General features: G+C 71.4%; 12 protein-coding genes and 1 pseudogene. 6 read left to right on the plus strand and 7 right to left on the minus strand.

The window, feature by feature from the left end; translation table 11 throughout:
- The 3 genes from A612_RS02495 to A612_RS02505 all read right to left on the minus strand — a co-directional run.
- A partial coding sequence (locus A612_RS02495; RefSeq protein ID WP_019373027.1) for a queuosine precursor transporter occupies positions 1–458 on the minus strand: 458 nt, incomplete at its 3' end.
- Between the two features lie 89 nt (positions 459–547).
- On the minus strand, positions 548–1,372 hold the full coding sequence (locus A612_RS02500) for an HDOD domain-containing protein (RefSeq protein ID WP_019373028.1): 825 nt from the start codon (positions 1,370–1,372) through the stop codon (positions 548–550).
- Positions 1,373–1,440: 68 nt separating this feature from the next.
- Positions 1,441–3,837 carry a Tex family protein gene (locus A612_RS02505; RefSeq protein WP_019373029.1) on the minus strand — a complete coding sequence of 799 codons (2,397 nt, stop codon included), beginning with the start codon at positions 3,835–3,837 and terminating at the stop codon, positions 1,441–1,443.
- A gap of 186 nt (positions 3,838–4,023) precedes the next feature.
- Between A612_RS02505 and A612_RS02510 the strand changes: the two genes are divergently transcribed.
- Genes A612_RS02510 through A612_RS02520 form a run of 3 tightly spaced genes read left to right on the plus strand, consistent with a single transcriptional unit; the run spans position 4,024 to position 6,076 of the window.
- On the plus strand, positions 4,024–5,115 hold the full coding sequence (locus A612_RS02510; protein ID WP_019373030.1) for a DUF72 domain-containing protein: 1,092 nt from the start codon (positions 4,024–4,026) through the stop codon (positions 5,113–5,115).
- Positions 5,116–5,136: 21 nt separating this feature from the next.
- On the plus strand, positions 5,137–5,865 hold the full coding sequence (locus tag A612_RS02515; protein ID WP_193787588.1) for an Lcl C-terminal domain-containing protein: 729 nt from the start codon (positions 5,137–5,139) through the stop codon (positions 5,863–5,865).
- Positions 5,828–6,076, plus strand: a complete 249-nt coding sequence (locus A612_RS02520; protein WP_146210359.1) for a hypothetical protein — start codon at positions 5,828–5,830, stop codon at positions 6,074–6,076. The genes A612_RS02515 and A612_RS02520 overlap by 38 nt, the downstream gene beginning before the upstream one ends.
- Positions 6,077–6,095: 19 nt before the next feature.
- Here the strand turns inward: A612_RS02520 and eda are convergent, their stop codons facing one another.
- From eda to A612_RS17780, 4 genes are all read right to left on the minus strand, one after another.
- On the minus strand, positions 6,096–6,749 hold the full coding sequence (gene eda, locus A612_RS02525; protein ID WP_019373033.1) for a bifunctional 4-hydroxy-2-oxoglutarate aldolase/2-dehydro-3-deoxy-phosphogluconate aldolase: 654 nt from the start codon (positions 6,747–6,749) through the stop codon (positions 6,096–6,098).
- Between the two features lie 49 nt (positions 6,750–6,798).
- Positions 6,799–8,334 (minus strand): glutamate--cysteine ligase, encoded by a 1,536-nt coding sequence (gene gshA, locus A612_RS02530; protein ID WP_019373034.1) that lies wholly within the window; start codon positions 8,332–8,334, stop codon positions 6,799–6,801.
- Between the two features lie 81 nt (positions 8,335–8,415).
- Positions 8,416–9,330, minus strand: coding sequence for an SDR family NAD(P)-dependent oxidoreductase (locus A612_RS02535; protein WP_019373035.1), 915 nt, complete (start codon positions 9,328–9,330; stop codon positions 8,416–8,418).
- A 118-nt stretch (positions 9,331–9,448) separates the two neighbouring features.
- A complete protein-coding gene (locus A612_RS17780) occupies positions 9,449–9,706 on the minus strand; it encodes a hypothetical protein (RefSeq protein WP_019373036.1) in 258 nt (85 codons plus the stop codon).
- A gap of 336 nt (positions 9,707–10,042) precedes the next feature.
- Between A612_RS17780 and A612_RS02545 the strand changes: the two genes are divergently transcribed.
- From A612_RS02545 to A612_RS17785, 3 genes and pseudogenes are all read left to right on the plus strand, one after another.
- Positions 10,043–10,342 (plus strand): 2Fe-2S iron-sulfur cluster-binding protein, encoded by a 300-nt coding sequence (locus A612_RS02545; protein ID WP_040435720.1) that lies wholly within the window; start codon positions 10,043–10,045, stop codon positions 10,340–10,342.
- Between the two features lie 159 nt (positions 10,343–10,501).
- Positions 10,502–11,623: a bifunctional 3,4-dihydroxy-2-butanone-4-phosphate synthase/GTP cyclohydrolase II gene (ribBA, locus tag A612_RS02550; protein WP_040435724.1), complete on the plus strand. Its 1,122-nt coding sequence runs from the start codon at positions 10,502–10,504 to the stop codon at positions 11,621–11,623.
- Positions 11,624–11,656: 33 nt separating this feature from the next.
- Positions 11,657–11,771 (plus strand): annotated as a pseudogene (locus A612_RS17785) (6,7-dimethyl-8-ribityllumazine synthase); the annotation flags it as partial.

Here is an 11,771-nt window from a genome sequence, read left to right on the forward strand (position 1 = left end):
GAAGCCGCCGCCGGCGCCACCCACCACGCATGCCCGCGGCGGCGGATGCGGTCGAAGACCTGGATGTCGAGCAGCTGCCCGAGCACGTAGGCCGCAAAGCTCGCCAGCGCAATGCGAAACACGAAGCTGTTGAACAGCGCCAGCGCCGCGAAGCCGCCGAAGCGCCCCTCGTGGAACAGCACCCCCACGACGTACGACGCCACCAGCGCCGGCAGCATCGCCCGCCCGATGACGCGCCGCGCGGCGTGCTTGCCGATCAGCCGCACCGTGAGGTCGGTGGCCAGGAAGATGAAAGGGAAGCTGAAGGCGCCCCAGGTGCTGTGAAAACCCAGCAGGTCGACCGGGATCTGCACCAGGTAGTTGCTGGCGATGACGATGGCAATGTGCAGCGCCACCAGCCCAGGGAGCACGCGCGCGGCGTGCAGCGGCGCGCCGGGCGCTGCAGAAGAGGCAAGCATGGGAGGTCCTTTTTGATGGATGGGGGCGAGGGAACCCATGGGCGGGCGGACAAGGGGCTTGCCCGCGCGCACAACCCGGCAATTCTAAGTCAACGGCTGTCTGCGTCGTCCGGCCCGACGTGCCAGTCGATCGGGTCCTGCTGCAGCACCATGTCGATGTCCAGCCCCAGCACCACCGCCACCTCGCCCGGGAAGGAGCCTGCCAGCTCGCGCTCGCTGCGCTGCGTGACCCGGCCGCGCGCGCGCCAGGCCGCCAGGTGCAGCACGGCGGCCAGCGGCTCGTAGCTGGGGTTTTCCAGCGGCGTGACGTGGTGGCGCAGGGCGTCCACCGCCGCCTCCGGCAGCTGCCAGCGCTGCGCCAGGCCGGCGCTGAGCTCCGCGTAGCTGAAGCCCAGCAGATGCTGCTCCAGCCGCGCCCGGCGCACGTCCAAGGGGCCCATCAGCGTGTTGATGGACTGGATGCGCGGCGGATCCGCCAGGTGCAGCACCAGCTCCCCGAGCCCGTGCAACAGACCCACGGTATAGGCCAGCTGCTGGTCGTGGCGCAGCAGCCCGGCCAGCGAGCGCGAGAGCTTGGCGCTGTAGAGGCTGTAGCGCCAGAACTGGCGCAGGTCGATCCCCGGCACCGAGCGCGAGGCCGTGCCCAGCCGGGCCGAGCCGACCAGCGAGCGCAGCTGCGCCACCCCCAGCAGCGCCAGCGCCGATGCCACGCCGCCGATGCACCGCTCGGCCCCATGCGCCGGCGAGTTCGCCTCCTCGAGCAGGCGGCCGGCGAGCATGGGGTCGCCCGAGAACAGCTGGTTGACCCGGCGCAGGTTGGGCTCCGCCGGTGCCAGCTCGCTCATCAGCAGGGCCACCACGCGCGGCTGGCTGGGCAGCGCCAGAGGGAGCGCGAGCAGGCTGGAGGGGTCCATGGAGTGGGACGGTGCGTGGGATGGGAAAGGTCGGGGAAGCCATTATCCCCGGGCCTTGTTACCCCCGCTTACTTTTGCCGGGCCTGCTGCAGCCGCGCGAAGGCCGATGCCATCGCCGACGGTGGCCCCACGTCGCTGCGGCCGGAGTTGCCCGCGCGGCGCGGCGCGGCGTAGCTGCCGCGGCCTGCGCCCTCGAAGCGGTTGTCGCGCGGGCCGTCGCGGCGCGCGGGCGGCGCATCCAGCTTCATGCTCAGGCTGATGCGCTTCCTGGCCGCATCCACTTCCAGCACGCGCACGCGCACGATGTCGCCGGCCTTGACCACCTCGCGCGCGTCCTGCACGAACTTGTGGCTGAGCTGGCTGACGTGCACCAGCCCGTCCTGGTGCACGCCCAGGTCGATGAAGGCGCCGAACTGCGCGACGTTGCTGACCGTGCCCTCCAGCACCATCCCCTCCTTGAGGTCCGCGATGTCCTCCACGCCGTCGTTGAAGCGCGCGACCTTGAAGTCCGGCCGCGGGTCGCGCCCGGGCTTTTCCAGCTCGGCCAGGATGTCGCGCACCGTGATGGCGCCGAAACGCTCGGTCGCGAAGTCCTCGGGCTTCAGGGCGCGCAGCAGCTCGGCGCGGCCCATCAGCTCCTGCACCGGGCGCTCGGCGCGCCGCAGGATCTGCTCGACCACCGGATAGGTCTCCGGGTGCACGCCGGTCATGTCCAGCGGGTTGTCGCCGTCCCGGATGCGCAGGAAGCCCGCTGCCTGCTCGAAGGTGCGCGGGCCCAGCCCGCTGACTTCCAGCAGCTGGCGACGGCTGCGAAAGGCGCCATGGGCCTCGCGCCAGCGCACCACCGAGCGCGCCACGCCCGCCGACAGGCCCGAGACGCGCGACAGCAGCGGCACGCTGGCGGTGTTCAGGTCCACGCCCACGGCGTTCACGCAGTCCTCGACCACGGCATCCAGCGTGCGCGCCAGCTCGCCCTGGTTCACGTCGTGCTGGTACTGCCCGACCCCGATGCTCTTGGGCTCGATCTTGACCAGCTCGGCCAGCGGGTCCTGCAGGCGCCGCGCGATGCTGGCGGCGCCGCGCAGGCTCACGTCCACGTCGGGCATTTCTTGGCTGGCGTACTCGCTTGCGCTGTAGACCGAGGCGCCGGCCTCGCTCACCACGATCTTCTGGATGGGCGCAGGCGCCGGCGCGTCGGCAGGGGTGGCCGCCTTCTGGCACAGCGCGATCAGCTCGGCCGCGAGCTTGTCGGTCTCGCGGCTGGCGGTGCCGTTGCCGATGGCGATCAACTGCACGCCGTGCTTGTGCACCAGGCGCGCGAGCGTGTGCAGGCTGCCGTCCCAGTCGCGGCGCGGCTCGTGCGGGAAGACGGTGGCCGTGTCCACCAGCCGGCCGGTGGCATCGACCACCGCCACCTTCACGCCGGTGCGGATCCCCGGATCGAGCCCCATCACGACGCGCGGCCCCGCGGGCGCCGCCAGCAGCAGATCGCGCAGGTTGTTGGCAAAGACCTTGATGGCCACCTTCTCGGCGTCCTCGCGCAGGCGCGAGAACAGGTCGCGCTCGGTCGACAGGCTGAGCTTGACGCGCCAGGTCCAGGCGACGCACTTGCGGATCAAATCATCGCTGCGGCGCCCCTGGTGGCTCCAGCCCAGGTGCAGCGCGATGCGGCCCTCGGCCAGCGTGGGCTGGCCCGGCTGGGGCTCGCCCGGTGGCACCAGCCGCGCCTCCAAAATCTCCAGCGCCCGGCCGCGAAACACCGCCAGCGCCCGGTGCGACGGCACGCGTGCGATCGGCTCCTCGTAGTCGTGGTAGTCACGGAACTTGGCAACTTCCGGATCGTCGGGGTTCTTGCCCTGCACCAGCCGCGAGACCAGCAGGCCCTCGCTCCACAGCCACTCGCGCAGCGACTGCACCAGCTGCGCATCCTCGGCCCAGCGCTCCGACAGAAGGTCGCGCACGCCGTCGAGCACCGCCGCGGTGGTGGAGAAGTCCGGGCCCGGCTTGCCATCGTCCAGCGTGGTGGCGGGCTGGCAGAAGGCCTGCGCTTGCTCGTGCGGGTCCAGGGTGGGGTCGGCGAACAGCCGGTCGGCGAGCGGCTCGAGGCCGAATTCGCGCGCGATCTGGCCCTTGGTGCGGCGCTTTTGCTTGAAGGGCAGGTAGAGGTCCTCGAGCTCCTGCTTGGTCGGCACGGCGGCAATGCGCGCGCGCAGCGCGTCGGTCAGCTTGCCCTGCTCGTCGATGGCCTTGAGGACCGCCTGGCGGCGGTCTTCCAGCTCGCGCAGGTAGGACAGCCGCGCCTCCAGCTCGCGCAGCTGCACGTCGTCCAGGCCGCCGGTCGCCTCCTTGCGGTAGCGTGCGATGAAGGGCACCGTGGCGCCGCCATCGAGCAACTCCACGGCGGCGCGCACCTGCACCTCGGTGATCTTGATTTCTGCGGCCAATTGCCGAACGATCTGCTGCATCTGCCTGGAAACGACGAAGAAAAGGGGAAGGCCGGAAAAAGGAGCGCGAGTTTGCCATACGCCCCAGCGCCATGCCCCTCGCGCCGGCTGCCCGCCTGGCGCTGCCCGACGCGGACGGACCGTTCGGCCACCGGGAATCAGGCCTTAAGCTGGCGGCAACTTCCATAGAACCCGGCGCGAACCCCCATGGCGACCCAGGACGATCTCTTCGGCGACAGCCGCAGCACCGAGGGCAACGGAGGCACCCTCCCCGAAGGCGCCTCCGAGCGCAAGGCACCCGCCACCGCAGCCGGAAACGGCGTGCGACCGGCCTCCTGGCCGCCAGAGCTGTACGCGCTGGCGCAACGCCTGCCGCCCACGCTGCGCATGGGCACGTCCACCTGGAGCTATCCCGGCTGGGAGGGCCTGGTCTGGGACGGCAGCTACTCTGCACAGCAGCTCTCCCGCCGCGGGCTGGAAGCCTATGGGCAGCATCCGCTGCTGCGCACCGTCGGCATCGACCGGGGCTTCTACCGGCCCTTGAGCGCGAGCGAGTTCGCGCGCTACGCGGCGCAGGTCCCGCCGGACTTCCGCTTCGTCGTCAAGGCGCCCGCGTTGGTGACCGATGCGCTGGTGCGCGGCGAAGGCGGTCGCGGGCGCGAACCCAACCCCGCTTTCCTCGACCCGATGCTGGCCACCAACCACTTCGTCGCGCCGGCGCTCGAGGGGTTGGGCGCGCGCACCGGCGCATTGGTTTTCCAGCTCAGCCCCTTGCCCTGGGGGCTGCTCGAGCGCCTGCCGGAGGTGCTCGAGCGCCTGCGCACCCTGCTCGCCGCGCAGCCGCCGCTGCAGGACGCCGCGCCCGACGGCGTGCTGGCGGTGGAGGTGCGCGATACGGCATGGCTCGCGCCCGAGCACCTGGCGCACTTCGCGGACGTGCTGCGCAGCACCGGCGCCACCTACTGCCTGGGCATGCACGCGCGCATGCCGCCCCTGCAGGAGCAGCTGCCGCTGCTGCGCAGGCTCTGGCCCGGGCCGCTGGTGTGCCGCTGGAACCTGAACCCGCTGCACGGCCCGCGCGGCTACGACGAGGCCGAACACGCCTATGCGCCCTACGACCGCATCCACGACCCGGCGCCCGCGGAGCACGCGCTGCTTGCACGCACCCTGGCGGGAGTCTGCGGTCATGGGCACAATGCTTTCGTGACCATCAGCAACCATGCCGAGGGCTGCGCGCCGCTGAGCGTCCGCAGCCTGGCCGAAGAAGTGGCTGCGCGGATGGCCACCGCAGTCCCGTAGGTCGCTGCCGGAGGTGCCGCCATGCCCCTGTTCCGCCTTCGAATACGCGCCGGCACCCCGGCCGCGGCCGCGCGCATGGCACTGGCACGAGGGCCGGCTCGGGGCGCCTTGCTGGCCCTCGCGGCGTCTCTGGGCACCGCCGGGGCGCAGCCCGGACCGACGGTCGATCCCGCGGCGCAACCCGCCTCGGGGTTCGTGCTGTCGGACGACGGCGCCCTGGTGATCGACACGCGTGCACGGCTCGCCTGGGCGCGCTGCATCGAGGGCATGCGCTGGGATGGCCGCGACTGTGTCGGCACCCCCGTCCTGTTCAGCTACGGCCAGGCCCAGGCGCTGGTGCGCGAGCGCTGGCGCGCCACTGGCGTGCGCTGGCGCCTGCCCCGGGTGCCGGAGGCGCGGCGGCTGCAGCGCCTGCTGGACGGCGGACCAGCGCCCGACGGCGCGCCATGGCTGCCTGCGGCGCCCCGGGAGTGGCACTGGAGCGGCACCGCCAGCGTGAACGCCACCGCCGTCAATCCCTACGACTACGGCACCGTCGTGCGCGGCGGCAGCGGCGCCGGGTCCCTGTCCGTGCAGCAGGCCTGGGCGGTGGACATGGCCAGCGGCGAGGCGCGCGGCGACGTGGGCCGCGCGAACAAGCTCGTGGTGCGGCTGCTGCGGCCCGCGCCGCTGACCACGGCCGGGGTCGACCCGGAAGAAGAGGACGCTGCCGATGACGGGAAAGCCTCCCCCACCGCCCCGCGCCGATGAGGCCGCGGCCAGCGGTCTGGGCCGCTTGCTGTCGGCCCTGCTCGGTCTTGTGGTCGTCGGCACCGCGGCGTTCGCGCTCTTCTTCGCGGAGACTGCCCTGTACCGGCGCGCGCTGCTCGCGCTGGTGCTGCTGCCCTTCGGCGCCAACCTGTTGTGGAGCGCGCTGCGCGGTCGGCAGTCCTGGCTGTGGCGGATCGGGCCCTTGCCCTGAGTGGAGGGAAGGCCCCGCCTCAGCGCGGCTGCGGCCGCAGGGCCGCCGCTTCGCGGGCCAGCGCCTCGATGGCCGGCCAGTCGCCTTGCGCCAGCGCCCGCGCCGGCGTGAGCCACGAGCCGCCGACGCAGGCGACGTTCGGCAGGGCCAGGTACTGCCCGGCGTTGCCCGGATGGATGCCCCCGGTCGGGCAGAAGCGCACATCCCCGAAGGGTCCGCTCCATGCCTGCAGCAGGGCCGCGCCACCGGCCGCACTCGCCGGAAAGAATTTCAGGACCTCGAAGCCGTCCTCGCCTGCCGCCATGATCTCGCTGGCCGTGGCCACGCCGGGCAGCAAGGCCAGGCCTTCACCGCGGCAGGCGCGGCCCAGCTCGGGGTGGTAGCCCGGGCTGACGATGAAGCGCGCACCCGCCCGTGCTGCGGCCTGCACATCGGCCGAACGGCGCGCCGTGCCGGCGCCCACGACGGCCTCGGGCACTTCCCGGGCAATCGCCCGGATGCACTCCAGGGCGGCGGGCGTGCGCAGCGTCACTTCCAGCATGCGGATGCCGCCCGCCACCAGCGCCCGCGCCATGGGCACGGCCCGCGCGACCTCCTCCAGGACGATGACCGGGATCACCGGGGCGTCGTCCACCACATCGGCCGCCGTCAGGGGAAAAGGGGGTCGAACCATGGAATCCTCCTTGGAAGCCGGCGCCAGAACGCAACGCAGGAGGCGCCGGCTACAGCAACTCGCCGACCGCCATGTAGCGCTCGCGCCATTCCTCGAACGGCAGGCTGTCCTCCGCCTCGATGCGCCGTTGCTCGGCCAGCGACTGCGCGGCCAGCTGGATGTAGCGCTGCTGCTGCGCCTCGGTCCACGGCTTGGCGAGCAGGACTTCGCGTGCCGACAGCGAATGCGCGCGGGCGAAAGCCGTGAAGTCATGGTCGAACTGCTGGCGCAGCTCCGCCAGCACATGCGCCGAGGGCGTCAGCTCCGGCTGGGCCAGGGCGGCGCGCGCCGCCTGCAGGGCCTGTCCATGGTGCCCCGCGCCCTCGGCGCGGTCCAGGGCCGCGGCGATGGGCTCGCACTCTGCCAGGATCTGCGCCGCCCAGTCCACCAGCAACACCTCCCGCCCTGCGCGCAGCAGCGCCAGCCCCGGCTCGCGCCCGCGCTCGGCCGTCAGGTGCTGGTTGGTCTTGAGCTCGGCGATTTCCTCGGGCGTGTCGGGCGGGCTGTCGGTGAGCAGGCAGTGCAGCAGGAACACGTCCAGCAGGCGCATGGTGGACGCCGTGATGCCCACCGGCACGAAGGGATCGAGGTCCATCAGGCGCACCTCGACGTACTCCACGCCGCGATCGCGCAGCGCGTGCAGCGGCCGCTCGCCCGGGCGCACCGTGCGCTTGGGCCGGATGGTGCCGTAGAACTCGTTTTCGATCTGCAGCAGGCTGGTGCCCAGCTGGTTGTAGTCGCCCCCGAGGTTGCGCAGGCCGATGGCTTCGTAGGGCGGGTAGGGCCGCGTGAGCGCGTCGTGGAGCGAGCGGGCGTAGCCCTCCAGGCCGTTGTAGCTCACGCGCAGGCTGGCCTGCGCCTCGCTCTGGTAGCCCAGCCGCCCCATGCGCAGCGAGGTCGCGTGCGGCAGGTAGAGCGCCCGGCCCCCCTCGCCCAGGGGCTCCAGCCGGTGCTCGCGCCCCTGCACGAAGCACGGGCACAGCGCCGGCGAAGCGCCGAACAGGTACAGCAGCACGAAGGCCTGGCGCCGGAAATTGCGGATCAGCGCGAAGTACTCGTCGCTGCCGACGCCCGGCAGCGACCAGTTGTAGTGGATGCCCGAGATGGTCTGCATGCGCCGGCCATAGCGGTGCCCCAGCCCCATGCGGTAGATGCTCTTGGCCCGCCCGATGTTCGAGCTGCCGTAGCGGCCGAGGGGAATGGTCTCGTCGGGTGGCAGCAGGCCCGGCATGCTGGAGGCCCACAGCAGCTCACCATGGGGTTGTTGCTGCTGCAGCACGCGGTGCACGAACTGGTGCAGCTCCGTCAGCTCGTCCAGGCACTGCTCGACCGTGGGGTGGGCGGCGGTGATCAGCTCCAGCTGGGATTCGCTGTAGTCGGTGGTGATGCTCGGGTGGGTGAGCGTCGAGCCCAGGGCCACCGGGTGGGGCGTGAGCGCGAGCTGGCCCGTGGGCAGCACGCGCAGGCCCTCCTTTTCGATGCCTCGGCGCATGCCGGCGAGGCGGTCGTCCGTCAGGGCCGCCAGGCGCTGGTGCAGGGTGCTCATGAATGCTTGCTTGTCTTTTTCGGTGGGCGCGAACTTAGCACGCTTGGCCCCTGCCCTGCCCGCGATGTGCGCAAGACCCGCTCAACTGCCTCGATGGGCGGCCATGGCGCGCTCCACCTCGTGCTTGCCCTGCGCGGCGCCGCTCTGGGGCACCATGTCGCCGCTGCGGTCGGTCACTTGGGCGAGCTGGGCCGCGAGGCGCTCGGGCACGTCCGGACCGGTTCCCAGGTACACGCCCTGGGTGAGCGTGATGTGCGCCGCCTCGAAGCTGCCGGCACCTGCGCACAGGATGGTGCGCGTGGGCGCACTCTCGTGCGCCAGCACCAGCATGGCCGGCACCACGGCCTCGGGCTTCAGGGCCGCCAGCACTTCCTCGGGCATCAGGCCCTCGGTCATGCGCGTGGCGGCCGTCGGCGCCAGGGCGTTGACGTGGATCCCGTACTTGGCGCCCTCGATGGCGAGCGTCTGCATCAGCCCGACCTGCGCCAGCTTGGCCGCGCCGTAGTTGGCCTGGCCGAAGTTACCGTACAGACCCGTGGACGAGGTGGTCATGACGATGCGGCCGTAGTTCTGCGCCTGCATGTGCGGCCACACGGCGCGGCAGCAGTAGGCGGCGCCCATCAGGTGCACGTCCACGACCAGGCGGAAGTCAGCCATGTCCATCTTGGCAAAGGACTTGTCGCGCAGGATGCCGGCGTTGTTGACCAGGATGTCCACGCGCCCCCAGGCGTCGATGGCCTGCTGCACCATGGCGAGCACCGCGTCGAAATCGCTCACCGAGGCGTTGTTCGCCAGCGCCTCGCCGCCGGCGGCACGGATCTCGTCCACCACCGCCTGCGCGGCCGACGCGGTCGATCCGCTGCCGTCCACGGCGCCGCCCAGGTCGTTCACCAGCACACGCGCGCCGCGCGCTGCCAGCGCCAAGGCATGCTGGCGGCCCAGGCCGCCACCGGCACCGGTCACGATGGCCACGCGGCCTGCGAAGTCGAGGGTCATGCGTCACTCCTGAAAAACTGAAGGAAGAAAGGGAGAAAAAAGAGAAGCCTCCATGGCCGGGGCACACCGTCCGGCCGGCCGCCCCATGGCGGGCGACGGCGACGGCAGGCGCGCCGGCTCAGTCCGCGTAGCGTACCGGCGTGCTGTAGCGCCCGTCCCGGTGCCAGGCCCAGTAAGTCTCGACCAGGCGGCGCGTGATGGGTCCCACCTGGCCACCACCGATCGGCACTCCGTCCCAGACCGTCACCACGTCGTAGGCCGCATCCGAGCGCAGGAAACCCCAGTCCGTGATCGGCACGGCCGCCTGGTCGATGGGCACGTACTGGCCGCGCACGTACGCAGCCCCTTGCGAGAAGTCGGTCGGTGTCGGGTTCATGCGAAGCATGGTCGCCGGCGCCCGGCCCCCACGCAAGAGCACGGGCGACAATCACGGGTTATCCCTGAATCGGCAGGACAAGCATGTGGACAACCCAGGACAAGTGCTGTCTGGACAACGCAAGTCCTTGATATGACTGAACATTCTTTCACTTGCCCATTTTTTGGGCAGAAACATGCCGGGTTATCCCGCGCTGCACTGGACAATCGTGGGGATAACTCAGGACAAGTCCGGGATGGCCGGCGCAAGTGCCTGATCTGCCGGGCCTTCGCATGAATTGCCCAAAAAACAGGCAATGCTCCGGACCGCCAGCTGCCTCTCTCTCGATCCGTTTCCATGACCACTCCCGCTGAAACCGCTCCCTTTTTCACTGCCCGCGTGGGCGACGACGGCCTCCAATGCGATGCTTGGCCCGACCAACCCCTGCTGCACTCGCTGGAGCAGGGCGGCATCGACTGGCCCTCGTCCTGCCGCAACGGCACCTGCCGCACCTGCATGGGTCTGCTGGTGGAGGGCCGCGTGCGCTACGAGGCCCAATGGCCGGGCCTGTCGGCCGAGGAGCAGGCCGAAGGCTGGGTGCTGCCCTGCGTGGCGCGGCCGGAGAGCAACCTCACCCTGGCTGCACCCGCGGTTTGACGGGCGGCATAAAATCCCGGTTTCGGGCCCCTGGGCGGGCCCGAGTCCCTTTTCCCACCCGCCCTGCGGCGCCGCCGCGGTCCGGTCCTGCTCCTTGTGCATGCAGCCTGCCTGCCGGAGCGCCGGCCGCCCGTGCCGCAGGTCCAGCCGAGCCACCGCATGAACACCCCCGCCCCCGCCGCACCGATCTCGCCGGTGCAGGACATCGTCGCCGAGCTTGCCGCCGGTCGCATGGTCATCCTGGTCGATGAGGAGGACCGCGAGAACGAAGGCGACCTGGTGCTGGCCGCCGACCACGTCACGCCCGAGGCGATCAACTTCATGGCGCGCTTCGGCCGCGGCCTGATCTGCCTGACGCTCACGCGCGAACGCTGCGAACGCCTGCAGCTGCCGCCCATGGTGGCGCGCAACGGCACCAAGATGGGCACCGCCTTCACCGTCTCCATCGAGGCCGCCGAGGGCGTGACCACCGGCATCTCCGCCGCCGACCGCGCGCGCACCGTGCAGGCCGCCGTCGCCCCGAACGCCGTGGCCGCCGACCTGGTGCAGCCGGGCCACATCTTCCCGCTGCAGGCCGTCGATGGCGGCGTGCTGATGCGCGCCGGCCACACCGAGGCCGGCTGCGACCTGGCGGCCATGGCCGGCTGCAGCCCCGCGGCCGTGATCTGCGAGGTCATGAAGGACGACGGCACCATGGCGCGCCTGCCGGACCTGCAGCGCTTTGCCGCCGAGCACGGCCTGAAGATCGGCACCATCGCCGACCTGATCGAATACCGCAGCCGCACCGAATCGCTGGTCACCAAGGTCGGCACGCGCACGCTGCGCACGCCCTTCGGCGAATTCACCGCCCACGCCTTTCGCGACACGCCCAGCCAGGCCATGCACCTGGCGCTGGTCAAGGGCAGCTGGGCCGAGGGCGACAGCGTGCCGGTGCGCGTGCACGAGCCGCTGTCCATCCTGGACGTGCTCGAGACCGGGCGCTCCATGCACTCCTGGGGCCTGGACGCCGCGTTGCGCCACATCGAGGCGCACGGCAGCGGCGTGGCGGTGCTGCTCAACTGCAACGAGAGCGCCGAGCAGCTGCTTGCGCAGTTCGACGGCAGCGCGCGCGCCGCGCAGGCACCCGAGCGCGGCCGCATGGACCTGCGCACCTACGGCGTGGGCGCGCAGATCCTGCGCGAGTGCGGCGTGGCGCGCATGCAGCTGATGGGCCGCCCGCGCCGCATGCCGAGCATGGTCGGCTACGGGCTGGAGATCACCGGCTACATCCCCCAGGAATGAACCCCCAACCAGACACAGGGCAGGAACCGCTTCATGTTTGACGCAGAAAAAGGAACGGCGCAGGGCCTGGACGGCACCGGGCTGCGCATCGGCATCGTGCAGGCTCGCTTCAACGAGAGCATCACCAACACGCTGGCGGGCGCCTGCC

Origin of the sequence: Melaminivora alkalimesophila, assembly GCF_000282995.1 — a bacterium.
Taxonomy (GTDB): domain Bacteria; phylum Pseudomonadota; class Gammaproteobacteria; order Burkholderiales; family Burkholderiaceae_C; genus Melaminivora; species Melaminivora alkalimesophila.